The 26,147-nt window shown below is 64.1% G+C and carries 24 protein-coding genes and 1 pseudogene; 21 read left to right on the top strand and 4 right to left on the bottom strand.

The window, feature by feature from the left end:
• Positions 1-233: 233 nt before the first annotated feature.
• Positions 234-1,460 (top strand): crotonyl-CoA carboxylase/reductase, encoded by a 1,227-nt coding sequence (gene ccrA / locus AC0X69_RS10925; protein ID WP_482613371.1) that lies wholly within the window; start codon positions 234-236, stop codon positions 1,458-1,460.
• A gap of 21 nt (positions 1,461-1,481) precedes the next feature.
• On the opposite strand, the gene AC0X69_RS10920 is transcribed toward ccrA, so the two are convergent.
• Positions 1,482-3,425: a multicopper oxidase domain-containing protein gene (locus AC0X69_RS10920; RefSeq protein ID WP_482607560.1), complete on the bottom strand. Its 1,944-nt coding sequence runs from the start codon at positions 3,423-3,425 to the stop codon at positions 1,482-1,484.
• A 227-nt stretch (positions 3,426-3,652) separates the two neighbouring features.
• Between AC0X69_RS10920 and AC0X69_RS10915 the strand changes: the two genes are divergently transcribed.
• The 17 genes from AC0X69_RS10915 (at position 3,653) to AC0X69_RS10835 (ending at position 20,787) form a co-directional block, all read left to right on the top strand.
• Positions 3,653-4,366, top strand: a complete 714-nt coding sequence (locus tag AC0X69_RS10915; RefSeq protein ID WP_482607559.1) for an ABC transporter ATP-binding protein — start codon at positions 3,653-3,655, stop codon at positions 4,364-4,366.
• Positions 4,363-5,841, top strand: a complete 1,479-nt coding sequence (locus AC0X69_RS10910) for a DUF3526 domain-containing protein (protein ID WP_482607557.1) — start codon at positions 4,363-4,365, stop codon at positions 5,839-5,841. Before AC0X69_RS10915 ends, AC0X69_RS10910 begins: the two co-directional genes overlap by 4 nt.
• An 8-nt stretch (positions 5,842-5,849) precedes the next feature.
• On the top strand, positions 5,850-7,304 hold the full coding sequence (locus AC0X69_RS10905; protein ID WP_482607555.1) for a DUF3526 domain-containing protein: 1,455 nt from the start codon (positions 5,850-5,852) through the stop codon (positions 7,302-7,304).
• Between the two features lie 99 nt (positions 7,305-7,403).
• Positions 7,404-9,077 (top strand): acyl-CoA dehydrogenase family protein, encoded by a 1,674-nt coding sequence (locus AC0X69_RS10900; RefSeq protein WP_482613369.1) that lies wholly within the window; start codon positions 7,404-7,406, stop codon positions 9,075-9,077.
• 53 nt (positions 9,078-9,130) lie between these two features.
• On the top strand, positions 9,131-9,346 hold the full coding sequence (locus AC0X69_RS10895) for a hypothetical protein (protein WP_482607553.1): 216 nt from the start codon (positions 9,131-9,133) through the stop codon (positions 9,344-9,346).
• The gene (vapC, locus tag AC0X69_RS10890; protein WP_482607551.1) at positions 9,333-9,728 is read left to right on the top strand and encodes a type II toxin-antitoxin system VapC family toxin; all 396 of its coding nucleotides are present in this window, start codon (positions 9,333-9,335) and stop codon (positions 9,726-9,728) included. Before AC0X69_RS10895 ends, vapC begins: the two co-directional genes overlap by 14 nt.
• A complete protein-coding gene (locus AC0X69_RS10885; protein ID WP_482607549.1) occupies positions 9,712-9,963 on the top strand; it encodes a DUF2442 domain-containing protein in 252 nt (83 codons plus the stop codon). Before vapC ends, AC0X69_RS10885 begins: the two co-directional genes overlap by 17 nt.
• Before the next feature lie 118 nt (positions 9,964-10,081).
• A complete protein-coding gene (locus AC0X69_RS10880; RefSeq protein WP_482607548.1) occupies positions 10,082-10,513 on the top strand; it encodes a hypothetical protein in 432 nt (143 codons plus the stop codon).
• A gap of 61 nt (positions 10,514-10,574) precedes the next feature.
• Complete coding sequence (locus tag AC0X69_RS10875) at positions 10,575-11,192, top strand: glutathione S-transferase family protein (RefSeq protein WP_482607546.1); 618 nt, start codon at positions 10,575-10,577, stop codon at positions 11,190-11,192.
• A gap of 75 nt (positions 11,193-11,267) precedes the next feature.
• Positions 11,268-12,032 carry a glucose 1-dehydrogenase gene (locus tag AC0X69_RS10870; protein WP_482607545.1) on the top strand — a complete coding sequence of 255 codons (765 nt, stop codon included), beginning with the start codon at positions 11,268-11,270 and terminating at the stop codon, positions 12,030-12,032.
• A 228-nt stretch (positions 12,033-12,260) separates the two neighbouring features.
• Complete coding sequence (locus AC0X69_RS10865; protein ID WP_482607544.1) at positions 12,261-14,033, top strand: acetolactate synthase 3 large subunit; 1,773 nt, start codon at positions 12,261-12,263, stop codon at positions 14,031-14,033.
• Between the two features lie 81 nt (positions 14,034-14,114).
• Positions 14,115-14,666, top strand: coding sequence for an acetolactate synthase small subunit (gene ilvN / locus AC0X69_RS10860; protein WP_482607543.1), 552 nt, complete (start codon positions 14,115-14,117; stop codon positions 14,664-14,666).
• 119 nt (positions 14,667-14,785) lie between these two features.
• Positions 14,786-15,805, top strand: a complete 1,020-nt coding sequence (ilvC, locus tag AC0X69_RS10855) for a ketol-acid reductoisomerase (protein WP_482607541.1) — start codon at positions 14,786-14,788, stop codon at positions 15,803-15,805.
• Between the two features lie 187 nt (positions 15,806-15,992).
• A complete protein-coding gene (locus AC0X69_RS10850) occupies positions 15,993-16,790 on the top strand; it encodes a nuclear transport factor 2 family protein (protein WP_482607540.1) in 798 nt (265 codons plus the stop codon).
• Positions 16,791-16,918: 128 nt separating this feature from the next.
• Positions 16,919-17,665, top strand: coding sequence for an NUDIX hydrolase (locus tag AC0X69_RS10845; protein ID WP_482607539.1), 747 nt, complete (start codon positions 16,919-16,921; stop codon positions 17,663-17,665).
• 10 nt (positions 17,666-17,675) lie between these two features.
• Complete coding sequence (aroB, locus tag AC0X69_RS10840; protein ID WP_482607537.1) at positions 17,676-19,487, top strand: 3-dehydroquinate synthase; 1,812 nt, start codon at positions 17,676-17,678, stop codon at positions 19,485-19,487.
• A gap of 4 nt (positions 19,488-19,491) precedes the next feature.
• Positions 19,492-20,787: an HlyC/CorC family transporter gene (locus tag AC0X69_RS10835; protein WP_482607535.1), complete on the top strand. Its 1,296-nt coding sequence runs from the start codon at positions 19,492-19,494 to the stop codon at positions 20,785-20,787.
• 20 nt (positions 20,788-20,807) lie between these two features.
• Here AC0X69_RS10835 and AC0X69_RS10830 read toward each other — a convergent pair whose 3' ends face one another.
• The 3 genes from AC0X69_RS10830 to AC0X69_RS10820 all read right to left on the bottom strand — a co-directional run bounded on the left by AC0X69_RS10830 (position 20,808) and on the right by AC0X69_RS10820 (position 23,147).
• The gene (locus tag AC0X69_RS10830) at positions 20,808-22,241 is read right to left on the bottom strand and encodes an HWE histidine kinase domain-containing protein (protein ID WP_482607533.1); all 1,434 of its coding nucleotides are present in this window, start codon (positions 22,239-22,241) and stop codon (positions 20,808-20,810) included.
• Positions 22,242-22,338: 97 nt separating this feature from the next.
• Positions 22,339-22,893: a sigma-70 family RNA polymerase sigma factor gene (locus AC0X69_RS10825; protein WP_482607531.1), complete on the bottom strand. Its 555-nt coding sequence runs from the start codon at positions 22,891-22,893 to the stop codon at positions 22,339-22,341.
• Positions 22,890-23,147 carry a NepR family anti-sigma factor gene (locus AC0X69_RS10820; protein ID WP_482607530.1) on the bottom strand — a complete coding sequence of 86 codons (258 nt, stop codon included), beginning with the start codon at positions 23,145-23,147 and terminating at the stop codon, positions 22,890-22,892. The genes AC0X69_RS10825 and AC0X69_RS10820 overlap by 4 nt, the downstream gene beginning before the upstream one ends.
• 177 nt (positions 23,148-23,324) lie before the next feature.
• On the opposite strand from AC0X69_RS10820, the gene AC0X69_RS10815 reads away from it, so the two are divergent.
• The 3 genes and pseudogenes from AC0X69_RS10815 (at position 23,325) to AC0X69_RS10805 (ending at position 26,118) form a co-directional block, all read left to right on the top strand.
• Entirely contained in the window at positions 23,325-24,113 is a 789-nt protein-coding gene (locus tag AC0X69_RS10815) for a response regulator (RefSeq protein WP_482607528.1), read from the top strand.
• A gap of 90 nt (positions 24,114-24,203) precedes the next feature.
• Positions 24,204-24,728 (top strand): annotated as a pseudogene (locus AC0X69_RS10810) (hypothetical protein); the annotation flags it as partial.
• 67 nt (positions 24,729-24,795) lie between these two features.
• Entirely contained in the window at positions 24,796-26,118 is a 1,323-nt protein-coding gene (locus tag AC0X69_RS10805) for an ABC transporter ATP-binding protein/permease (protein ID WP_482607526.1), read from the top strand.
• Positions 26,119-26,147 lie beyond the last annotated feature (29 nt).

Here is a 26,147-nt window from a genome sequence, read left to right as displayed (position 1 = left end):
CGCCGTAGCTAGCATGGGGTGGGCGCAGGCGGAAGACGGACGCTCGGCCGCAGCCCGGCGGGCGCCCTCCGTCAGCGCATTCCTGCAGCCATAGGGAAACGCTTGCCGATCCATCGGAATTTTCGCGCTATGAAGCGTGGCGGCGGCCTATTATAAGCTCCGCCGGAACTTTATTGGCGCCAGACCAGAGCGGAGGGAGCGAAACCTTGAGCGAGAAGAAAGACCTCTATGAGATGGGCGAGATTCCGCCGCTCGGGCATGTGCCGAAGAACATGTACGCCTGGGCGATCCGCCGCGAGCGGCAGGGGCCCCCGGAAACCGCCATGCAGATGGAGGTCGTGCCGACCTGGGAGCTCGACAGCCACGACGTGCTCGTTCTCGTGATGGCGGCGGGCGTTAATTACAACGGCGTCTGGGCCTCGCTCGGCGAGCCGGTGTCGATGTTCGACGTTCACAAAAATCCGTTTCATATCGCTGGCTCGGACGCCTCTGGCATCGTCTGGGCGGTGGGCTCCAAGGTGAAGCGCTGGAAGGTCGGCGACGAAGTCATCATTCATTGCAACCAGGATGACGGGGACGATGAGGAGTGCAACGGCGGCGACCCGATGTATTCGCCCTCGCAGCGCATCTGGGGCTATGAGACGCCCGACGGCTCCTTCGCCCAGTTCTGCCGCGCGCAGGACCGCCAGCTCATGGAGCGGCCCAGACATCTCGCCTGGGAGGAGGCCGCCTGCTACACGCTGACGCTGGCGACCGCCTATCGCATGCTTTTCGGCCACCAGCCGCATGAGCTGAAGCCGGGGCACAATGTGCTCGTCTGGGGCGCGTCAGGCGGCCTCGGAGTCTTCGCCGTGCAGATTTGCGCCGCCGTCGGCGCCAACGCGATCGGCGTGATCTCGGATGAAACGAAACGCGACTATGTCATGTCGCTCGGCGCCAAGGGCGTGCTCAATCGCAAGGACTACAACTGCTGGGGCCAGCTGCCAAAGGTCAATTCGCCGGAATTCCACGCCTGGACCAAGGAAGCGCGCAAATTCGGCAAGGCGATCTGGGACATCACCGGCAAGAAGGACGTCGACATCGTCTTCGAACATCCGGGCGAACAGACCTTCCCAGTCTCCTGCCTTGTCGCCAAGCGCGGCGGGATGGTGGTGTTCTGCGCCGGCACGACGGGCTTCAACCTGACCTTCGACGCGCGTTATGTCTGGATGCGACAGAAACGAATCCAGGGCTCGCATTTTGCGCATCTGAAACAGGCCTCTGCGGCCAATCAGCTGGTGCTGGACCGCCGCGTCGACCCCTGCATGTCGGAAGTGCTGGCCTGGGATAAGATTCCGCAAGCGCATATGAAGATGTGGCGCAACGAACACCTGCCCGGCAACATGGCGGTGCTCGTCATGTCGCCGAAGCCGGGCTTGCGCACGGTCGAAGACGTCGTGGACGCCTATAAGCAGAAGTAAGCCGCGGCGGCGGTCGGGGAATTACTCCACCTCGATCGTCGCCATCAGCCCGCCGCCGCCTTTCGTCTCGGCGTTGTCATTGCTCGTGTGATGGGGGATGTGGCAATGGATCAGCCACTTCCCTCGTTCCCGCGCCGTCCAGATGACGTCATAGCGCTGTCCGGGACCGACATTGACTGTGTCGGCGAGATAGCGCGCGCTTTTGGCCAGCGTCTCGCCGTCGCGCGCCACGACCTCAAATGGCCCTCCGTGAATATGCATCGGGTGGATGAAGCCGTTATTGGTGCCGATGAAGCGCACCTTGAGCGTTTCGCCGAGCTTCATGCGAATCGTCTCCGTCGACGGATATGACTTGCCGTTGATGGTGAAGTAGTTCGGCTGCATGCCGTCCATCGGCATCGCTGGGAACGTCAGGCCTTCGCGCCACAGCCATTCCTGCAGCTGCATGACATAGTCGTGGTCGGCGGAGACCTCCTCGGCGGGCGCTGCCGGGTCGATGATGAGCGCGCCATAGAGGCCAAGCGCCTGACTTCGGTCCGGCTCCGCGTGCGGGTGATAAAAATAAGTTCCGTGCTGATGCGCCGTGAACGCGTAGTCGAAATATCCGCCCGGCGGAATTGGCGGCTGCGTAATCTCGCTCGGCCCGTCCATCCCATTCGGCAGAACGAGCCCGTGCCAGTGAACGGTCGTGCCTTCCGGCAGCTCGTTGCGCACCCGGATGCGGACCCGGTCCCCTTCGCGAATATGGATGCGCGGCCCCGGTATCTGCTGGTTATACGCATAGGCGTCGACGGCGACGTTGGGAAGGATGCTCCAACGGATGACGGACGCGGTGAGTTCGAAGACCTTGACGCCGCCGTCCATGGCGAAAGGCAGCTCCCGATCGCCGCGGACGTCAATCGGAAAGCGCGCGCGCACGAGCCGCGAATTCGCGAAGCTCATCTCGCGCATCGCTTCGGCGCTCGTGTTGCGAAACATGAGCATTCCCGGCGGCATGATCAGCCCGCCCACCTCATGCGCTGAAAGCCCCATGTTCACCCAGTTGGCGGGCGCGACCATGCCGGTCGCGAGAACGACGAGAGACGTCAGGCTGAAAGCCGCGATCTGAGCGCTCGTCGCCTCCGACGTCGCATGCATATGCATGGAGGCGTGACCGGCGGCATGTGCATCGATGTCATGAGTCGGCGCTGATTCTTCGGCCGCGCCGGCGTGCTCGCTGTGAGCGTGATGCTCATGATGCGCAGCGTGTTCGCTCGACTCGGCGCTCTCCGCCGCTCCGGGCTCAACGGCTGTCGCGCGCTCCGTCATCAGCCCATGCTTCAGTCCCTGCGCGACCATCCAGACGTTTGACGGATAGGCCGTGACAAAGCCCGCCATCACGCCAAGCGACATGACGCCCCAGAAGATGAGCTCGGTGGGAACCATGGCGCGCATGTCATGGCCCATCATCAGGAAGCTCATGACCGGGGCCATGCCGGCCATCATGAAATTCATGCTGATGAATTCAGGAAAAAAGCTGCGCCGCACATTCTCCCAATAGGAGCCGCCCATCATTTCCTTCATGAAAAGCGACTGAAAGATGAAGAGTCCGAAGGCGAATCCGGCGAGATATTCGACAATGAGATCGAGCCACATCGGCAAGCCCATCCAGGCGACGATGACGGCGGCGAGGATGATGCCCGTCGCGTCGCCGGCGACGCAATGGATCGTGGAGCCGACGCCTTGCTTCCACAAAGGCCGCACGAACTGCTCATGCGCGCCGGGCCGCGGCTCCTTGTCAGCGAGGACATAAAGCAGAAGGCCGAACGGCCCCGTGTAGAGCGTGACGAGAATGAACCCCCATTTCATCACCACCGGTTCGGGATTCTTGTACCCATCGATGCCGACGTAGAGCGTGCAGACGGCTGTCAGCGCGAACCATGCGGCGAGGAAATAGTCGATCGGCAAGAGCAGGAGCGAATGCATATCGGTCTTCTCTCGAACTGGACTTAAAAACCGCGGCCGCACATCCGGTTTATCTGTTGATTTGGCTCAGATGCAAGATGAGCGGACGAGAGCGGCGGCTCAAGTCGCTTAAGCGGCGTTCGTTGCTTGACGGGTCTGATGCAAAGATGCAGTCTCGACCCATAAATCATACTCGACGCAGGCGCGGGCCACGGCGCCGGGTCGGGGGCTGCAAGGCGGAGCGGCGGATGCTTGAAGCGCGCAATCTCACCAAGCATTACGACGGCGCTGACGCGCCGGCGCTCGACCGCTTGAATTTGACCGTGCCGCCGGGCGAGGTGTTTTGCCTGCTGGGTCCAAACGGCGCCGGCAAGACGACGACGGTCAATCTCTTCCTGAACTTCATCCAGCCGACCGCCGGACAGGCGCTCGTCTGCGGGATCGACGCGGCGGTCGATCCGTCAGCGGCGCGCGCGCTTCTCGCCTATATACCCGAGCAGGTGATGCTCTATGGCGCCCTGACGGGCCTCGAGAATCTGCAGTATTTCACCGAAATCTCCAGCGCCGAGGCGCCGCGCGAGACGCTTCTTTCCCTGCTCGCCGCGGCCGGCCTGCCGGACGACGCGGCCAGTCGCGCCGTGCGCTTCTATTCGAAGGGCATGCGCCAGAAGGTCGGCGTCGCCATCGCGCTGGCGCGGCGCGCGCAGGCGCTGGTGCTCGATGAACCGACGTCGGGTCTAGATCCGCTCGCGGCCAACGAATTCGCCACGCTGATCGAGCGGCTGCGCAAGGATGGCATGGCGGTGCTGATGGTCACGCACGACCTCTTCCTCGCCAAGCAATGCGGCACGAGGATCGGCATCATGGCGCAGGGGCGTCTCGCGTCCGTCTTCGGCGCCGAGGACGTCGATCATCTCGGGCTGGAGCGCGCCTATCTCGATCTCTTTGCGAGGGCGGCGTGAGCGATCTCGTCCTCGCGCCGCTTGCTACGGCCGCGCCGAAGAAGAGCCGCTGGCGCGTCATGCGGGCGGTGGCCGCCAAGGAATGGTTGGAGCTCTTCCGCGACCGCCGCCTCGTCTGGCTCGGCGCCTTCATCGTGGCGCTGATGCTCGCCGCGCTCGCCTTCGGCTATGTCGAGAACGCCCGCTTACTTCGCGAGCGCGAGGCCGCGGCGAAAGCCGATCGCGAACTCTGGGTCGGGCAGAGCGCCAAGAACCCGCACGCCGCCGCGCATTTCGGGCAATACGCGTTCAAGCCGTTGAGCCCGCTGGCGCTCGCTGATCCCGGCGTCGACGCCTATGTCGGCTCGGCCGTATGGCTCGAGGCGCATAAGCAGAACGAGACCCAGTTCAAACAGGCGCGCGACGGCGGCGTCGGCGCGCGGCTTGGTTCGCTGTCGCTCGCCTTCATCCTGCAGACCATCGCGCCGCTCATCGTCATCCTCATGGGTTTCGCGAGTTTCTCGGGCGAGCGCGAGAGCGGCACGCTGAAACAGTTGCTGAGCGTCGGCGCTAGGCCGCGCGACATTCTCGCCGGCAAGGCGATGGCGCTCATCGGCGCCATTTTCGCGCTGCTCGCGCCGGCCTTCGTCGGCGCGGCGCTCGCCCTTCTCTTTTTCGTCGATCGCGAGCGCCTGTCGCTCGCCGATCAATTCATCCGGCTCGCCGCGCTCGGCGCCGCCTATGCGGCCTATCTCGCGGGCTTCGCTTTCCTCGCGCTTGGCGTTTCGGCTTTGGCGAGAAACTCCCGCGCGGCGCTCGTCGCGCTGCTCGCCTTCTGGCTGGCCAATTCCTTCCTTGCGCCGCGGCTCGCGACGGACGCCGCGCGCGCCTTCGCGCCCACGCCGACCTCGCAGGAGTTTCGCGCCGCCATCGCGAAGGACAAGGCGAAGACCTTCGGTCATGACGAGAGCCATCCCGCCTTCATCGCCTTTCGAGACGAGACGCTGAAGAAATATGGCGTGTCGCGCGTTGAGGATCTGCCGGTGAGTTTCCGCGGCCTGACGCTGCGCAAGGACGACGAAAACGGCTATGCGATTTTCGACCGGCATTTCGGCGCGCTGCAGTCGGCCTACGACCGTCAGGACGCGCTGCGCGCCGCGGTCGGCTTCCTGTTTCCGCTTCTCGCGGTGAGGCCGATCTCGATGGCCTTCGCCGGCGTCGACAGCCGCGCCCAGTTCGACTTTGCTTCCGCCGCGGAGGCGCATCGGCGCGACATCCAGAACGATGTCAGCGACAACATCATCCACTTCGCGCACGACAGTAATTACGTCGCAGGGCCGGAGCTGTGGCGAAAGATCGCGTCATTCGCCTATCGGACGCCCGGCGCGGCCTTGGCGCTGGACCATAGCGCGCTGCCCATTCTCGGTCTGCTCGCCTGGCTCGCGCTCGCTTGCGCTTTCGCGATTTTCGCGGCGCGCCGGCTGCGGCCGGTGTGAGGCGCGCCATGATGTCCGCTTTCCTTGCAGGATTGCGTTTTGAGGCGCGCATCATGCGCCGGGATCACGCAATCTGGTTTGCGCTCATCGCCCTGATGAGCGTTGCGCTATTCGCGCTCGGCATGGGCGCGTCGCGCGTCTCCGCGCAGCAGGCGGCTATCGCGGCGGCGCGCGCCGACGAAACGCAGCGCATCGGTAGCCTTGAGAAGACGCTTGCGCAATTGCAGCAGGCCGACGCGTCCGGGAAGCCAACGCCGGAGCCGCCGCCCTATCGCGATCCGCGCAACGCCGCCTTCATGGGCGGCGGGCCCGCCGCGAAGGTCGCCGCGCTCGAGCCCGCGCCCTTGGCGCTCGTCGCGACAGGGCAGAGCGATCTGCTTCCGCCCGCGATCCGGGTGACCACCGGCTCGAAGGACGGCTTTCTCTTCGCCGACGAGATCGACAATCCCGCCAATCTGATGTCCGGCGCGACCGACCTCGCCTTCGTCGTCGTCTTCGTCTATCCGCTCGTCATACTGGCGCTGGCCTTCAATCTGCTCGCCGGCGAGCGCGAGCGGGGCACGCTGGCGATGACGCTCGCCTCGGCCCGGCGGCCGGGCGCGGCGCTCGCCGGAAAAGTCGCGGCGCGCGTCGCCGCGCCCATCGCCGCGATGCTGCTGGCTGTCGCGGCGGGCGTCTGGATTTTTGCAGGATGGGAGCGCGTCGCCTCTCCCGGCTTCGCCGCATTGCTCGTCCTGGTTCTGCTTTACGGCGTCTTCTGGGCGGCGCTCGCGGCCGCTGTCGACGGGCTCGGCCGCGGCTCGGCGTTCAACGCGCTGGCGCTGATCGGCGCCTGGGTGGCGATCACCATGATCCTGCCCGCCGCGATCAACAGCCTCGCGGCCTTCGCCCATCCGGCCCCCTCCCGCATCGACATGGCGCTCGCCGCCCGCGCCGCCTCGACCGACGCCGATCGCGCGCGGGACGCCTCGCTCGCGCGCTACGCCCAGGAGCATGGCGAGACGGGGCGGCCAAGGGGCGGCCCGCAGGAGATGACGCTGCGCCGTCTCGCGACGCAGGAGGCCGCCTTTCAGCGCGTCGAGGCGATCGTCGCCGATCATGACGCGCAGCTTGCGCGCCAGCGCGACATGGCCGACAGGCTCGGCTATCTCTCGCCGGCCTATCTGACCTATCAGGCGATGGCCGACGTCGCCGGCGCCGGCGAGGCGCGCTCTCGGGCGTTCCTCGACCGGATACGCGCCTTCCATGTCGACTGGCGCGATTTCTTCCTCTCCCGCGCCAGGGCCGGCGCGTCGCTCACGGCGCAGGATTACGCCGCAATGCCGAAATTCACGCAGGCGGACGAAGAATTGATGGCCCCCGCGCCGGCAGGACAATCCGGTTTGCTCATCGGCGTCGCGCTGCCGATGCTGCTGCTTGCCGCCCTCGCCATGCGGGGCTATCGCCGCGTCGCGCCGCGATAAAGCGGCGCAGTGCGGAACGGTTGCGTCTCGGGCCAAATGGCGGCATGTAGGACGCAAATTTGCCCGGCGCCTATGGCGCCTCGACCTTCGGAAAGTGAAATGACCGCAGCCGTCGCGACGAAACTTGAAGCCGCCGATTGGACGACCGACGCGAAAGAGGCGCTCGCCGCCGTCGAGGCGCTGTACAAGGACGCGCTGGCGAGCGTGCGCGCCCGCGTCACCAAGGACGGCAAGCTTTCCAACGAGCTGATCGAGGCCGACCAGCACGCCGCGCACGGGCTCGCCTGGCTCGCGACCTACGTCCAGGGCCTGCGCGAACTCATCGACTACGCCGAACGCCTCTCGGCCGAGGGCGCCTATGGCGAGACCGAAGAACTCTTGAACCAGATCGGCTTCGCCGAATTCCTGGCGCAGATCTACGGCGGCATTCCGATGAGCCAGGGCGAGATCGTCCGGCTCAGCGACTTCGGGCTGACGAGTCAGCAGGTGCTGGCGCGCCGTCCCGCTTCGGTCGACCGCCTGATCCACTCGGGCAATACGCCGGCGAACCGCGCCCGGCTCGCCGAACTCATCGATCATCACGCGGCGGCGGAGACCATCGGCGCTTCCGGCCTCGACGACACCCTCGAGGCGATCCGCAGCGAGATGCGCAAATTCGCCTTCGACCATGTCACGCCCTATGCGCAGGACTGGCACGCCAAGAACGAATATATCCCGCTCGAGGTCATCTCGGGCCTGGCGGAGCTTGGCGTCTTCGGCCTGACCATTCCCGAGGAATATGGCGGCTCCGGCATGGGCAAGATCGCCATGTGCGTCGTCTCCGAGGAATTGTCGCGCGCTTATATCGGCGTCGGCTCGCTCGGCACGCGCTCGGAAATCGCGGGCGAACTGATCCTCGTCGGCGGTACCGAGGCGCAGAAGCAGAAATATCTCCCCAGGATCGCCTCGGGCGAAATCCTGCCGACCGCCGTCTTCACCGAGCCCAACAACGGCTCCGACCTTGCCGGGCTGCGCACGCGCGCGACGCTGGAGGGCGGCGTCTACAAGGTCATCGGCAACAAGACCTGGATCACCCATCCGGTCCGCGCCGACGTGATGACGCTGCTCGTGCGCACCAACCCCAATGAGAAGGGCTATAAGGGCCTCTCCATGCTGCTCGCCGAGAAGCCGCGCGGCACGGATGAGAATCCCTTCCCGGCCAAGGGCATGACCGGCGGCGAGATCGAAGTCCTCGGCTATCGCGGCATGAAGGAGTTCGAGATCGGCTTCGACAATTTCGAAGTGCCTGCCGAAAATCTCCTCGGCGGCGAGGAAGGCAAGGGCTTCAAGCAGCTGATGGAGACCTTCGAGTCGGCGCGCATCCAGACGGCGGCGCGGGCGCTCGGCGTCGCCCAATGCGCGCTCGACCTCGGGCTGAAATACGCCAAGGAGCGCATCCAGTTTGGCAAGCCGCTGTTTTCCTTCCCGCGCGTCTTCAACAAGATTGTGTCGATGGCGGTCGAGATCCACGTCGCCCGCCAGATCACCTATTTCGCCGCGCGCGAGAAGGACGAGGGCAAGCGCTGCGACCTCGAAGCCGGCATGGCGAAGCTGCTCGGCGCCCGCGTCGCCTGGGCGGCGGCGGACAACGCCCTGCAGATCCACGGCGGCAACGGCTTCGCGCTCGAATATCCAGTCTCCCGCGTGCTCTGCGACGCCCGCATCCTCAATATTTTCGAGGGCGCGGCGGAGATTCAGGCGCAGGTGATCGCCCGGCGGTTGCTGGAGGGCTGAGCGGCGTCGCGCCGCCATCGACACTTGCCTCAGCGGGTTGTATTTAGGGCGATATGACCAAGACGCTGCAAATTGAGGACGCTCTCGTCGACGCGGCCCGCGCCGCGACTGGCGAGACAGACGACAGCGCCGCCGTCGAGCGCATTCTCAAAGGCGCTCTCGACACACGTCGCAAGAATGCGGCGCTGCTCGATCTTGTCGGGAAGGTCGAGTTTTACGAAGGATACGATCCCAAAGCGCTGAGCCCCGTTCGGCATGATCCTGGCTGACACCTCGGTCCTCATCGCCTCGGTTCGCGACCGGACGGGCGCTCGTGCGCAGGAGCTTCTTGAATTCGCCGGTGATCGCGAGATAGTCGTCGCCCGCTTTACCGAAATGGAGCTGTTGGCCGGCGCGAAGGACAAAGGGGATTGGCGTCGCCTTTCGGACTATCTTGCGAAAATTCGATTGATCGATCCCTCCGTCGCGACATGGGGAGAGGCGGCCCGCATCTATTTTGATCTTCGGCGTCAGGGAATAACGATCCGCAGCCTCGTCGACTGCTGCATCGCGCAGATTGCAATGGACCAGTCGTCGACGCTCGTCCACAATGATCGCGACTTCGACGCCATTGCGCGTATCCGGCCGCTAAACCATGTGCATCTCGGCTAAGTCCCTCCGCTTCGACGACGATAGCATGTGGGTCGAACTGTCCGATGGGCGTACGCTCGGCGTGCCGCTCGTTTGGTTCGCCCGTCTTCTGCACGCGACACTGGCGCAGCGCCTCGGTTACGAGATCAGCCGCAAAGGGCTGCACTGGGACGAACTCGACGAGGATATCTCCATCGAAGGACTGCTCGCCGGCCGCGGCGACGAGATCCGACACACGCCGGTCGCGGCGCAGTAGGGCCAGGCTGAACTGATTGCCGCGGGCTACGCCGCTTTTGAGCTGAGTGGCCCGCGCGTCTCTCTTTCCCATACGGCTCGCTCTTCCTCGCGATCATCCGGCGCCTTACTTCTCGCTCATGAGCAAACGCGTCTATCGCCTTGTTGACGGCTCGCGCGGGCCGCGGCGGGATTTCCGCATCACCGTCGGGCTGCGCGAGGGGTGGGAGGCCGAGGGGCGCGTCTATGACGTCTCCGAGGCGGTGCGCTGCGCGCGCGCCTGGATGCGGCGCCGCGTCGAAGCCGGCGCGCCCGCGCTCTCGGGCATGTTCACCCGCGGCGAGGTGACCTACGCCTGGCCGAAGGAGGATGGCGGGGTCGGCTCGGACCGCGAGCCGGTCGCGATCTTCACCGGCGAAGCCGTGCACGCCTATCTCGGCGGTCTGCCCGACGCCCAGATCGAGGCGATGCTGAACGAGCTTGCCGGCGAGCTCGGGGCGGCGCTCGGCCAGGAACGCCTCTATGTCGCCTTTTGCGACAAGACGTGGATTCTCGACTGCGGCGAGGAGTAGGCCGACCCTCCTGCGCACGGCCGCCCTATCCTAAGAGCGACGCCTTTAGTCGGAGGCCCTCATGCTCACGCTCTATTACCATACCGGCGCCTGCTCGCTTGCGCCGCACATCGCACTCGAATGGATCGGCGAGCCTTATGAGACCAAAGAGGTCGAATTCGGCGACAAGGAATATTTGAAGATCAATCCCGCAGGCGCGGTGCCGGCGCTCGACACCGGCGAAGGCTGGATCCTGACCCAGGCCGCGGCCGTGCTGCGCTACCTTGCGGATCGTTTCCCGCAGGCCGGGCTCGCTCCAGACGGTTCGCCGCGCGAGGAAGCCGAGGCCAACCGCTGGTCCTCCTTCATCACCGGCGATCTGCATCCGGCCTTCTTCCCCCTGTTCCTGCCCGATCGCTACACGCGGGCGAGGGAGAAGGAGGAGTTCGACAACGTCCGCGAAGCCGCCAATGCGCTCGTGCGAAAGAAGTTCGACATCATCGAGGCGCATCTCGCGGGCCGCCGCTATATGGTCGGCGACAAGCTCAGCTATCTCGACGCCTATGTCTTCCCGATGGAGCGCTGGGCGGCTTCGATGCTCGAGGATGGCCTGTCGAAATACCCGAATATCCAGAAACACCATGACATGATGGCCGCTGACGAAGGCGTGAAGCGCGCGCTCGCGGCCGAGGGCGCCTGAGAAAACGCCTCCCTGGAGCTTGACCGAGAGGCGCCCCGAGTGGAAGCGTGCGCGCGTTCAGCCTTGGAGGCGCTGGTGGGACGTTTTAGCGGGAAAGTCGCGCTGGTCACCGGCGCTGCGAGAGGGCTCGGGCGGGTGACTGCGCTGGCCTTCGCGCGCGAAGGGGCGCGCGTCGCGCTCGCCGACATCGACGACGCCGGCGGCCGCGAGACGCTCGACATGATCCGCGCGGCGGGCGGGGAAGGTCTCTTCACGCCTGCCGACGTGCGCGTCGAGCGGGACGTCGAAGTCATGGTGGCGAAGGCGGTCGAAGCCTATGGACGCCTGGATTGCGCGGTGAACAACGCCGGCGTCGTGCGCTTCAAGCCGATCGTCGAAGAGACGGAAGAAGGCTTCAATTTTCACATCGATGTCAATCTGCGCGGCGTCTTCTTCTGCATGAAGCACGAGATCCGCCATATGCGCCAGAACGGCGGCGGCGCGATCGTCAATCAATCGTCGATCACCGGCAGCCTCACCGGCAATCCGGCCGAAGGCGCCTATGCCGCCTCCAAAGGCGGCGTCGATGGCCTGACCAAAACGGTCGCGCTCGAGGTCGCCAAGGACAATATCAGCGTCAACGCCATCTGCGCCTGCGGCATCGACGCGCCCGGCGACGTCTTCCATCAATGGATGGAGAAGGAGCGCATCACCCCGGAGGAGGCGGGAAAGCTGTTTCCGATCGGGCGCATGGGCAAGGCCGAAGAGCTGACCGAGGCCGTGCTGTTCCTGTGTTCGGAACAGGCGCGCTTCATCGTCGGCCATCTGCTTGTCATCGACGGCGGATGGATCGCCCGCTGAAGACTTTTCCGCCCTTGATTATCAGTCCGGCGTCCCGTAACGTCGCCTCGAAAGAAAGAGCGGAACGCATGCGCGCATTTCTCGTATCCAAAGCGCCAGGAGCGGAGCGGGGTTAGCCCCGGCCTTCCGCCAATGGCGCTTGACCCAAGGCCCCAAGAGGGCCTTTTTTGTTGCCCGAACACACGAAAAGTCCTGGTCGCCAGCAGAGAAGCAAGACGGAAAGAGACGATGTCGAAGGAAATGACCGGAGCCGAAATGGTGGTCGAAGCCCTGAAGGATCAGGGCTTGGAGATTATTTTCGGCTATCCCGGCGGCGCGGTCCTTCCGATCTATGACGTCCTCTTTCATCAGGACAAGGTGCAGCACATTCTGGTGCGCCATGAGCAGGGGGCGGCCCACGCCGCCGAGGGCTATGCGCGCTCGTCCGGCAAGGTCGGCGTGCTCCTCGTCACCTCGGGACCGGGCGCCACCAATACGGTGACGGGACTGACCGACGCGCTGATGGACTCAATCCCGCTGGTCTGCATCACCGGCCAGGTGCCGACGCATCTCATCGGCTCCGACGCCTTCCAGGAATGCGACACGGTCGGCATCACCCGCCACTGCACGAAGCATAATTATCTCGTCAAGAACATCGCCGATCTGCCGCGCGTGCTGCACGAGGCCTTCTATGTGGCGTCGTCCGGCCGCCCCGGACCGGTGGTCATCGACATCCCCAAGGACGTCCAATTTGCGCGCGGGGTCTACGCGCCGCCGCGCAGCGCCGCGCATAAGACCTATCATCCCAAGCTCGACGCCGACATGGAGACGATCCAGCAGGCCGTGCGCATGATGGCGGCGGCCAAGCGTCCGATCTTTTATACAGGCGGCGGCGTCATCAATTCTGGACCCGCCGCGTCGACGCTGTTGCGCGAGCTCGTCAGCCTGACGGGCTTTCCCATCACCTCGACGCTGATGGGGCTCGGCGCCTACCCGGGGTCGGGCGAGAACTGGCTCGGCATGCTCGGCATGCATGGCACCTGGGAAGCCAATCACGCCATGCATGACTGCGATCTGATGATCGCCGTCGGCGCGCGTTTCGACGACCGCATCACCGGGCGGCTCGACGCCTTCTCCCCGGAGTCGAAGAAGATCCACATCGACATCGACCGTTCCTCGATCAACAAGAACGTCAAGGTCGATCTCGCCATCGTCGGCGATTGCGGCCATGTGCTCGAAGCCATGGTGCGCCTGTGGCGCGCCGAGGCGATGAGCGCCGACAAGCAGCCGCTCGATCATTGGTGGGCGAAGATCAACGAGTGGCGGGCGCGGAAGTCGCTGGCGTTTCGCAATTCCGAGGCGGCGATCAAGCCGCAATATGCGGTGCAGCGTCTCTACGCCCTGACCAAGGATCGCGACGTCTATGTCACGACGGAGGTCGGGCAGCATCAGATGTGGGCCGCCCAGCATTATCATTTCGAGGAGCCGAACCGCTGGATGACGTCAGGCGGTCTTGGCACGATGGGCTATGGCCTGCCGGCGGCGATCGGCGCGCAGCTCGCGCATCCGGGGTCGCTCGTGATCGACATCGCCGGCGAGGCGTCGATCCTGATGTGCATTCAGGAAATGTCGACGGCGATCCAGTACCGGCTGCCGGTGAAGATCTTCATCCTCAACAATGAATATATGGGCATGGTGCGCCAGTGGCAGGAGCTGCTGCATGGCGGGCGCTATTCGCACAGCTACTCGGAGGCGCTTCCCGATTTCGTCAAGCTCGCCGAGGCCTTCGGCGCCAAGGGCGTCCGCTGCTCCGATCCCGCGACGCTCGACGCCGCGATACAGGAGATGATCGACTATGACGGGCCGGTGATCTTCGACTGCGTCGTGGACAAGGTCGAAAATTGCTTCCCGATGATCCCCTCCGGCAAGGCGCATAACGACATGCTGCTCGCCGATCTTTCGGACGACGCCGGAATTGAGCTTGGCGCGGTCATCGACGAAAAGGGCAAGATGCTCGTTTAGGCAGTCGGGCTTCGGCAGTCGGCAGTCGTAAAAACCACTCCGATTGCCGACTGCCGATCTGCCGACTGCCAGAGGACCGAAATGAACGCCCCCGCTTCTCCGCCTTCCCCCTATGCCGCCGCGACGACGAACTCCAAGCTCGAGTCGCATACGCTTTCCGTGCTCGTCGACAATGAGCCGGGCGTATTGGCGCGCGTCGTCGGCCTGTTTTCGGGCCGCGGCTATAATATCGAGAGCCTCACGGTCGCCGAGGTCGCCCACGCCGAACATCTCTCCCGCATCACCATTCTGACCTCCGGCGCGCCAGAAACGATCGACCAGATCCACCACCAGCTCGAGCGACTCGTCCCGGTGCATCAGGTGACCGACCTCACGGTGTCGAAGCGCTCGCTCGAGCGCGAACTCGCGATGGTCAAAGTCAAGGGCAGGGGCGAACACCGCACCTTCGCGCTGCAGCTCGCCGAGGCCTTTCGGGCCCGCATTGTCGACGCCACCACCGAGAGCTTCATCTTCGAACTGACCGGCAAGCCACATAAGATCGATGAATTCATCGATCTGATGCGGCCGATCGGGCTCGTCGAAGTATCCCGCACAGGAGTCGCCGCGATCGCCCGGGGCCCGGACCCGATCTAAGGCGCGAGAATTTTGACCTTGCCCGGCGGCCCGCGTAGAAGGAGCCCGCCAGCGAATTCGACGGCGCGGGGCGCGCCGTTCCCCCAAGAAGCGCACGCACATTAAGGGAAGCAGAGCAAATGCGCGTTTACTATGATCGGGACGCCGACATTAATTTGATCAAAGGCAAAAAAGTCGCCATCGTCGGCTACGGCAGCCAGGGACACGCGCATGCCCTCAATCTGAAGGACAGCGGCGTCGCGGAGGTTGCAGTTGCGCTGCGCGAAGGTTCGGCGTCGGCCAAAAAGGCCGAGGGCGCGGGGCTCAAGGTGATGAGCGTCGCCGACGCGGCCAAATGGGCCGACGTCGTCATGATGCTGACGCCGGACGAACTTCAGGGCGAGATCTATGCGAATGAGCTTGCGCCGAATCTCAAGCAAGGCGCGGCGCTTTTCTTCGCGCATGGGCTCAACATTCATTTCAATCTGATCGAGCCGCGCGCCGATCTCGACGTCGCGATGGTCGCGCCCAAGGGGCCCGGTCACACGGTGCGCGGCGAATATCTCAAGGGCGGCGGCGTGCCCTGCCTAATGGCTGTGCACCAGGATGCGTCGGGCAACGCCAAGCAGATCGCGCTGTCCTATGCGTCGGCGATCGGCGGCGGCCGCGCCGGCATCATCGAAACGACCTTCCGCGAAGAATGCGAGACCGATCTTTTCGGCGAGCAGGTCGTGCTTTGCGGCGGCCTCGTTGAACTGATCCGCGCCGGTTTCGAGACGCTGATCGAAGCGGGCTACGCGCCGGAAATGGCCTATTTTGAATGCCTTCACGAAGTGAAGCTGATTGTCGACCTCATCTATGAAGGCGGCATCGCCAACATGAATTACTCGGTCTCGAACACGGCCGAGTATGGCGAATATGTCACCGGTCCGCGCATCATCACCAAGGAAACCAAGGCGGAGATGAAGCGTGTGCTTGACGATATCCAGACCGGCAAATTCACCCGCGACTGGATGCTGGAGAACAAAGTCGGCCAGACTTCCTTCAAGGCGACGCGCGCGCGGAACAACGCGCATCCGATCGAAGAAGTCGGTCTTCGCCTCCGCGGCATGATGCCCTGGATCGGCAAGAATAAGTTGGTCGACAAGGACCGCAATTAGCGCATAATAATCCCAAAAAGCCGAGCGCGTATTCGGGTTTGGGCGAACCCGATCGCGCGGCAAGCGGATCGCGGACGAGCGGATGCATCGCCGCAACGGGGGATGAATGCACGGGCCGGGCGGGCGGTCGAGTCAGCTTATCGAGAGCGAAACGCGCCGGCGCGTGCATGAGATTGTACGAAGCCGCATGTCGTACGATGTCTCCACGCTGGTTCAACATTTCGTCGAAGACGTCGAACTCAATTACAGCAGCTCGCGGCTTGGCTTGCTTCCGCCCGGACAGTGGCGCGGCCGCGAGGCGTTGCGCGCGCATTTGCGTCGGGTCGACGTCGATTACGAACCGCTAGACGCGGAGATCCTCGCCGTTCTCGTCGAAGGCGACAATACGGTCGTGCGATGGATCAGCAGTTGGCGTCATCGCGCCACGGGCCACGTCCACAGCATGGACATGGCGCATTTCCTGCGCTGGCGGGACGGCCTCGTTTCGGAAATGTACGAGTTTCGCGACCATCGTTGCGCCGCCCGCGGCGCGGACGCCGTGCCGCAAAGCGTCGACGACATTCTCAATCCGCGCGGCCCGGGTTTGACGCGCGACGAGATGGCGCGCCGGCTGATCGCCATGGGCAGTTTTTCATGCGGACCTGACATAGCGCTTATACGCGAGATGTGTTCGTCCGACGTTGTGTGCGAATTCGTCGGCGACCGCACGACGATTTCACATGCAGGGCGCCATCGCGGCGTCGACGCGCTCATCAACATCGTGCGCAGCATCGGCGTCGAGTTCGAGCAGTTGGGAGTCGCGAGGCCCGAAGTTATCGTCGACGGCGCAAACGCGGCTGCGCGCAGAACCGTCGAATGGCGTCATCGCGGCACCGGACGTCGCGGTCAGGTGCAGCTTGCCGATTTCGTGCGCTTTGAAGACGGCCGCATCGTCGAGATCGTCGAATTTCGCGACAGCGTCGCGCTTCTGCAGATGCAGGCGTAATCGCGCGCCGTGACCCGCTCGATGCGATCGAATGAGTTCGGCCGAATTCCAACGTTCGCCGCGCGCACTCGCCTCCAGTCCGCCATGCGCCGCTTCGCGCGCCATTGCGGCCAAGCAGCGGCCAGCCTGTGACTAGCGAAATCCTGGATGTCGATCGCCTCGACTGTCGCTTTGTGGATCATCGCTGGGCGTTCGCGCAGGAGCGCGCCGCCGATATCGAGCGCCACTGGGAGGAGCGACGGCGCGCGAATCCGGCGCTCTATGACGGTTCCGTGCTGCTCGCCTGTCGCGTTGAGCGCGCGACGAGCGAGAATGGCGCGCGCGCGTTGCGCATGACGTTCTTCAAGACGCGCTTCTCGACCTTTCTCGCCTGGCGCGAGTTCGGCTGGCCGGACCAAACCATCTACAACTGCTTTTCAATGCCGGCGGCCCGCGCCTGCGACGGCGCCTATCTCTTGGGAGAAATGGGGCCGACACACTCATTCGCCGGTCAACTCTATTTTCCCTGCGGGACGCCCGACCCTTCCGACATCGTCGCCGGCGGCGGCGTCGATCTCGCCGGCAGCCTCGTGCGCGAACTGGCCGAAGAGACTGGCCTCGACGCGTCAGAGGCGCATCCGTCGCCGGGCTGGACGGCGATTTTCGACCGCCAGCACGTCGCCTGCATCAAGCGGCTCGATTTCGACGCGACCTCGCACGTCCTCCTCTCCAAGGTGAGAGACTTCATCGCGGCCGAAAGCGCGCCCGAACTCGCGGATGCGCATATGATTTCCAGCCTCAAGGCGCTCGCCGACCCCCGCCTTCCCCAATTTATGGTCGCCTATCTTACGCGCGCGCTCGGCGGCGCGGATGAAATTCCGCTCCGCGCGGGTTAGATTTGCGCTAATGACCCGACCCCAACACTCCGGCGCCGTCCTTCCGCCTCTGCACGCGCCGCACGACGAGCGCGCCTTGGCCGTGCGCGCCGGCCTGAACGGCCGGGCGATCGTGCTCGTCGGCATGATGGGCTCCGGCAAGAGCGCCATCGGCCAGAGGCTCGCGGCGCGGCTCGGCCTGCCATTTGTCGACGCCGACGCCGAGATCGTCGCCGCGGCGGCCGGCATGTCCATTCCCGAGATTTTCGCCAAATATGGCGAGCGCTATTTTCGCGACGGCGAGCGGCGCGTCATCATGCGCCTTCTGAACGGCGGCCCGATCGTGCTCGCCACCGGCGGCGGCGCGTTTCTAGACCCTCGCACGCGCGAACGCATCGGCGAACGGGGCGTGTCGGTGTGGCTCGACGCCGATCTCAAGACGCTTCTGAAGCGCGTGCGCCGAAAGAACGATCGCCCGCTGCTGCACACCGAGGATCCTGAGGAAACGCTGCGACTGCTGCTGGAGGCGCGACGTCCCGTATACGAACTCGCCGACATTCGCGTCGAGTCGCGCGAAATTCCTCAGGATGCGATGGTGGAGGATACGATCGGCGTTCTCGCCGCCGAATTGCCGAGACTAGAGGAGCTCCGGCGGCGCGCGCAAAGCAAGGATTTCGCGAAAGCCATGACGCATCTACATCCGCCGCGCGCGACAGGCGACGGGCTCACACATCAGGAGATTGTCCGGGTCGCGCTCGGCGGGCGCTCCTATGACATCATCATTGGCGACGCGCTGCTGCCGCGGGCCGGGGAATACATCGCGCAAATTGCGCCCGGCGCAGCCTGCGCGATCATCACCGACGAGAACGTCGCCAGATTGCACCTTCCCACCGTCGAGCAGAGCCTGAAGGACGCCGGTCTGGCCACGACGACGATTATCGTTCCCCCCGGCGAGGCGTCGAAATCCCTCTCCGTCTACGGCCGCGTCTGCGACGACGTGCTGGCGGCGCGGATCGAAAGGCGTGATCTGATCGTCGCGCTTGGCGGCGGCGTAGTTGGCGATCTCGCCGGATTCGTGGCGGCGAGCGTCAGGCGCGGCTCGCGCTTCGTGCAAATTCCGACGACGCTTCTCTCGCAGGTCGACTCTTCCGTCGGCGGCAAGACGGGGATCAATTCGCGGCACGGAAAGAATTTGATCGGCGCCTTCCATCAGCCTTCGCTGGTTCTGGCGGACGTCGACGCGCTTCGGACTCTGCCGACGCGCGAATTTCGCGCCGGCTACGCGGAGGTGGTCAAATACGGGCTGATCGGCGACGCCCGCTTCTTCGACTGGCTCGACGCCGACTCGGACGCCGTTTTCCATAGTCAGGCGGAGCAGATTTGCGCCGTGGCGGTGAGCTGCGAAACCAAGGCGACGATCGTCGCGCGCGACGAAACCGAGCAGGGCGAGCGGGCGCTGCTCAACCTCGGGCACACATTCGGTCATGCGTTCGAGCGCCTGACCAATTATGACAGCGCGCGCCTCGTTCATGGCGAAGGCGTCGCGATCGGCATGGCTTGCGCCGCGCGCTTCTCCGCACGCCACGGTCTCTGCGATGAGGCGGTCGCGGAACGCGTCGAGCGCCATCTGAAGGCCGTCGGACTGCCCACGAGAATCCGAGACATTCCGGATTGGAGCGATGACGCTCAGGCGATCCTCGACGCGATGTATCAGGACAAGAAAGTCGAGCGCGGCGCGCTGACGTTCATTCTCCTGCGCGGCATCGGCCAGGCGTTCATCGCGAAATCCGTCGACCCCAACGAAGTGCTTGGCTTTCTCAAGGACGAGTTGAAGCGGACATAGTCCCATGCATGGCCTCGAAACCGGCGCGCCGCAGGTCGACATATGGACTGCGGTTGTCATTGTCGTTCTATGCGTGTTCCTGTCGGCGTTTTTTGCAGGGTCGGAGACGGCCCTCACCGCCGCATCGCACGCCCGGATGCATTCGCTCGAGAAAGAGGGCGACAAGCGCGCGGCGGCGGTCAACCGGCTGCTGCGCCAGCGCAACCGAATGATTGCGGCGTTGCTGCTTGGCGGCACGCTCGTCAATATCGGCGGCTCCGCCTTCACGACGAGCGTGCTCGTCGTGATCGCGGGCGACAATGGAGCAGTTTACGCGACCATCATCATGACCGGGCTGCTGCTCGTCTTCGCCGAGGTTCTGCCCAAGACGCTGGCGATCAACCATCCCGACGAGACGTCGCTGCGGGTCGCGAAATTCATTGCGCCCTTCGTGCGCGTCGTCGGCCCGCTGCTCGCCGGCGTTGAATATGTTGTGCGCCTGGTGCTCCAATTGGCGGGCGTCGAGGTCGGCCAGGGCCGGACGGTGCGCTCCCCATATGACGAATTGAAGAGCGCGGTGGATATCCTGCACGACGAGGGAAACGTCGAGCGCTCCGCGCGCGACATGTTCGGCGGCGTCCTCGATTTGCAGGTGCTGCATGTTTCGGATGTGATGATCCACCGCACCAAGATGCGCACGATCGACGCCGATCTGCCGCCGGCGCAAATCGTGCGCGAGGTGCTGTCCTCGCCGTTCACCCGCATGCCGCTCTGGCGTGAGCGGCCGGATAATTTCGTCGGCGTTCTGCATTCCAAGGACATGCTGCGGGCGCTCGACGCCTCGGACGGCGACGCCTCGAGAATCAATGTCGACGAGGTGATGTTGGCGCCCTGGTTCGTCCCCGAGGCGACGACGCTCGAGGATCAGCTCGAAGCCTTCCTCAAGCGCAAGACGCACTTCGCTCTGGTCGTCGACGAATATGGCGAGGTGATGGGACTCGTTACGCTCGAGGACATACTCGAGGAAATCGTCGGCGACATCCGCGACGAACATGATCTCGCGGTGCAGGGCGTGCGTCCGCAGCCCGACGGGTCAGTGCTGGTCGACGGCGCCGTGCCGGTGCGCGATCTCAATCGCGTCATGGCGTGGGACCTGCCGGATGAAGAGGCGACCACGATCGCGGGACTGGTGATCCACGAGGCCGGAGCGATTCCGGAAGCCGGACAGGTCTTCACCTATCATGGCTTTCGTTTCGAGGTGATGCGAAAGATCAGGAATCGGGTCACCGCCCTGCGCGTAACGCCGCAGCACGTCGCCTGAGCCGCGACGGCGGAGCGTTTTCAGATTTCGGCCGAGAGTTCGGCATGCAGGCCTTCGGATCGATACGAAAGCGTGACGTCGCCGCCCATCTGCCGTGCGAGCACGTTCGTGATCAGGAAATGACCTACGCCGGTTTGCTGCGGGTTTTCCACCGCGGGGCCGCCGGTCTCCGTCCAGTGCAAGATAAGTCGCGGGCGATCCTCCTCACGATCGACGCTCCAGCTGATCGCGACCCGCCCGTCGTCGTCTGACAGCGCGCCGTGCTGCTCGGCGTTGGCGAGCAGTTCGTTGAGCGCGAGGCCAAGAGCCGAAGCGACCGCAGAACGCAACTCCACGTCTTCTCCCGTCAATGAAACCCGGTCGGCGTAATCATGGCTGCCGCAGGACAGCGCAACCAAGATCAGGTCTCTGAGCGGCGTTCGTTCCCAGGAGGTCTGCACGAGCAGGGTGGAGATGCGGCTCAGACACTGCACCCGATGCGAGAATCCGTGCTGAAAGCTCGCAAAGTCCTGCGCCGTCCTCGCCGTGATGTTGGCGATGCCCTGAATCATCGCCAGCGAATTGTTCACCCGGTGATGCAGTTCGCGATTCATCATCTGGTTGTGCATTTCGGCGTTCTTGATGTCATCGACGTCGGTCACCGCGACGATCGCGCCGATCACGACGCCCTTGTCGTCGCGGATCGGCGCGCCGACGATGTTGATCCAGACATAAGCGCCGTCGCCGCGCTCGATCTTGCATTCGAGCTGCGGATGATTTTCGCCGGCCAGAGCGCGCGCCAGCGGATACTCCTCGCTCGCCACCGGCCGGCCGTCCTGATGAATGGCGTTCCATTCGTAATAGGCTTCCGTGCTTTCCGAGTAGCGAACCGGCCGACGCAGGATGGATTCGATGACACGATTGCCTTCGACGATGCGTCCGCTCGGCGCTTCAGCAATGATGATTCCGACCGGCACGGCGTCGAGCAGCGCGCGCAGTTGCAGATTGGCGCCGGCCCGGCTGACGATCGTCGAGCTTTTCATCAACAATTCATTGAGCTCGGACAATCTCTTGCGCTTTTCGCGCAGGCGCTCGTCGATATCCTGAATGCTGTGCGCAATGGCGTCGACCTCCGCAACGCCGGTGTCGCACCAATGTGAGGCGCCGCGCGCTTCCACCGCCAGAGTCAGCTCGGCGAGTTCATGTTGCGCCTTTAGCGCGTCGCGCCGCTGTTTCACCAGCCAGGCGATGACGGCAAACGTCATGGCCTGCGCGACTGCGAGCGCGCCCACGATCGTCGGCCAGACATCGTCCATTCGGGTGGAGTTCTCGGCGGCGGCGATTGAGGTCATGGCCAGCCATAGCGCGAGCGCCGCCTGGGCTCGAAGGGCGAACGCCCGCGCGCGCGCCCTGGCGTTCGCCGTAGTCTCGCTGAGGGACGGCGGCCTTGCCTGACCGTCACGACCTTCCGTCATCTACGCTGCCAAAAATTCTCGGATACCCTGTTGGGGCTAGAGCGTCAGATAGCGCGCGCTCTCGCCAGCGCACCCCTTGCGAAGGCCGGGCTTGAATTTAAACTGCCCGGGAGGGCCGGCGCGCCGCGAGGTCGGACACGGTCGGATCGGTGTCGATATCGCTTGGCGTCAGCAGGCCCAGATGCTCCGCGAGCTTGGCGCGCGCCCGGTTCAATCGGCTCTTGACCGTGCCGATGGCGACCCCGCAGATCTGCGCCGCTTCCTCGTAGGAGAGCTCGGTGATCCCGATCATCAGCAGGATTTCCTTGTGCTCCGGTGCGAGCTTATCAAGCGCCGCCTGGACGTCGGCCAGGGTCAGCGCCGATTCCTGCCCGCCCTTCACTGGGATCTGCTGGGCCAGGAGATTGTCGCTGTCCTGCACTTCCCGCGAGCGTTTTCGATAGCTCGAGAAATAGGTGTTGCGCAGGATGGTCACGAGCCAGGCGCGCAGATTGGTGTTCGGTTCGAATGAATCGGCGTGCGACCAGGCCTTGACCAGAGTGTCCTGCACCAGATCGTCGGCCAGGCTATGCGAACCGCAAAGCGAGATCGCGAAGGCGCGCAGATAGGGCATCTGCGCCACCATCTGATCTCCAAAGGCCTCGTCGGTCATTTCTTTTCGCGCTGTTTGGCTTCCAGCTTGGCCAGCAGCACAGTGAATTTGTCGGGAATGGGCTGATGTATCAAATCGTCGCAATAGGCGCGAAAAACCCGGCCAAGCTGGGCCTGGACTTTTGGGTCCAGCATGATTCCGTCCGCCAGCGAGCCGTCGACATCCGTCTCGGCCCTTCCGGCAACGCCGTTATTTAGGTCCGATTCCGCGCCGCGGCAGGGGCCGTCGTTGTCGGGATTTTCGCGTTGGCTCATTTCGACCCCGAGTTGCCCCCCCAAGACGACCCGCCAGCACTCGGGGGCGGCCGAGCGACGACCTCCCTTGATGGAACGCGTAAGAACACTAATTGTTCCGTAATTGCAAGCGGGGAACACTTGGCATATCAAGGGCGCCCGAATTGACTCGGGCGTTTGGCGCAATAGGATGGAGCTATGAACCTTTCGCGTGAGATCGCGGTGCATCTTCCCTATTTGCGCCGCTTCGCAAGGGCGCTCTGCGGGTCGCAAAAAAGCGGCGATGCTTATGTCGTCGCGACGCTCGAAGCGCTCGTCGCGGATCCCGACGCATTCCCCGCGAACATGTCGCCGAAGGTCGGGCTCTACCATCTCTTCATGACGTCGTGGTCATCGATCCGGCTCAACACCGAAGCTTCCCCGACCGATGAAATCTCCGCCGCGCAGCGCAACATCAGCATGCTGACGCCGCGCTCGCGGCAGGCATTTCTACTGCGGACCGTGGAAGGTTTTTCCGTCGCCGACGCGGCCGCCATCCTGGGCGTGACCGAAGAAGAGGTCGAAGCGCTCGTGCGCGAGGCTGGTCGCGAAATCGCCGAACGCGTCGCGACGGACGTGCTCATCATCGAGGATGAGTCGCTCATCGCGCAGGACATCGAGTTCATTGCCCGCGACCTCGGCCACCGCATCATCGGCGTCGCGCGCACCCATCAGGAGGCGGTGGAGCTCGCCAAGCGCCAGCGGCCGGGACTTATCCTTGCCGACATTCAACTTGCCGACGGCAGCTCCGGTCTCAACGCCGTCAACGAAATGCTCGAAAGTTTTGATGCGCCAGTGATTTTCATTACCGCGTTTCCCGAGCGCCTGCTCACCGGCGAGCGGCCCGAGCCGGCGTTTCTCATCAGCAAGCCTTACAAGGTCGACACCGTCAAAGCGACGATCAGCCAGGCGCTGTTCTTCGAGCGCAAGGCGTCTCGCGCCGCTTAACGGCAGCGCCCTAGCCGCAGTTCCTGTCCGCCGCTCCCATCCACGAAATGGGCGCCCTGACGCTATAGTCTAGCTGTTCCTTCGCGCCATATGAAAGCTGCGCAGCAGGCGCGACGCGCCGGGCCGCTCGACAGCTCCCTCGCTGATCGTCGGGTGCGCGAGCAAAGGGGAGGCGCTTTGACATTGAGCCGTCAGGCTACAGCCGGTGGGGCGGCTGCAGAGGTCAAGCAGCCCGATCGAGCGCGTTGGCGGGAGTTTTGCGCGCTCGCGCTGGAGTTCTGGACCGGCGAGACCAGGCGGCGCGCGTGGATCCTCACGGGCTTGGTCGCCCTTTGCATCGCCCTGCAGCTTGGGGCGCAGTTAAGCGCCAATGAATGGAATCGGAAGTTTTTTGACGCGCTCGAAAGCAGAAATGTCGAGTCGCTGAGCTGGGCGACGCTCTTATTGCCCGCGCTCGTCGCATTCAGCGGGGTCGCCGTCAGCGGCGCGCTCGTCGCGCGCATGACCTTGCAGATGCGCTGGCGAGAATGGCTCACCGAGAAACTCGCCGGCTGGTGGCTCGACGACCAGCGTTATTATCGTCTCGAAATCGCCGCTGCTGAGCAGACCTCTCCGGAATACAGGATCGCCAAGGACGTGCAGCTTGCCGTCGATCCTCTGGTCGAATTCGCAGTAGGGTTTTTTGACGGCGCTGGCGACGGCGTCGGCCTTCATTGGCGTTCTGTGGGCTGTCGGCGGCGCGCTGGAGTTCGATCTGTTCGGATTCCGCGTCGTCTTGCCGGGCTATCTCGGCTTCGCCGCCGTGATCTACGCAACCGTCGCCGGCGCGGTGGCCTATGTCGCCGGACGTCCGCTCGTTCCAGCGGTTGCGCGCAAGAACGAAGCCGAAGCTCAGCTGCTCTCCGAACTCACGCGACTGAAGGAGAATGCGGAAAGCATCGCGCTCATTCGCGGCGACGCAGACGAATTGGGCTCCATTCTCCAGAATTATCGACGCGTCGTCGCCGCGTGGATTCGCCAGATTCATTGCAACGGGGTGATCGCCACCGTGCAAAGCGCCAATGGCGCGCTGACGCCGCTTATTCCGCTTGTGCTCGTCGCGCCCAAATACCTTTCGGGCGCGCTCACGCTCGGCGCGGTCATGCAGCTCGCCTCCGCATTCATGACTGTGCAGATCGCCTTCAACTGGTTCATCGACAATTCCGTGCGCGTCGCGGAATGGATGGCGTCAGCCAACCGCGTCGACGAACTCGTCGAAGCGCTCGAGAGCCTCGACGTCGGCGTCATCATGGAAGAAAAGGAGTTTATCGAGTTCGGCGTCAGCGACGACGATAAGATTCACATTCAGGATCTTGCGGTCGCGCATCGCAACGGGCGGATTGTGATCGCCGGCGCGAATGTCGTGATCCCTGCTGGCGAGAAGCTGCTTGTGGCCGGCCCGAGCGGCACGGGAAAGAGTACGCTGGTTCGCGCGCTCGCCGGACTTTGGCCGTGGGGCTCGGGGCGCATCCTCTTGCCGAAAGACGCTCACATCGTCTTTGTGCCGCAGAAGCCGTACATTCCCTTGGGAACGCTCCGTCAGGCGATGCTGTATTCGATCTCCGATATGGAAATCACCGACGCGATGATCGAAGGCGCACTGCGCCGTTGCGGCCTGAGTTATCTCGTCAGGCATCTCGACGAAGAACAAAGATGGGACCAAACGCTTTCCGGCGGCGAGCGGCAACGAATAGCCTTCGTTCGGCTGTTGCTGCAGAGGCCGCAGATCATCATCATGGATGAGGCGACTTCGGCGCTCGACGAAGAGAGTCAGGTTTCGATGCTGCGCCTTTTCAATGAAGATCTCGCCGGCGCGACGGTGATCAGCGTCGGTCATCGCGTCGGCCTTGAAGATTTCCACGATAAGAAACTCGTTCTCGAACGCCGCGCCGCTGGCGCGCATATCACAAGCCGCAAGTTGCAGAAGTCGTTGTGGCATCTGTTCGACGACGCCGCGCTTTATTGAACGTTTCCGGCGACGCAGCAGCAGCGGTC

The sequence above is a fragment of the Methylocystis sp. Uni0008 genome (genome assembly GCF_056838045.1).
The sequence above is the reverse complement of the archived record's forward strand: the minus strand, read 5'-3'. Positions and strand labels throughout refer to the sequence as shown.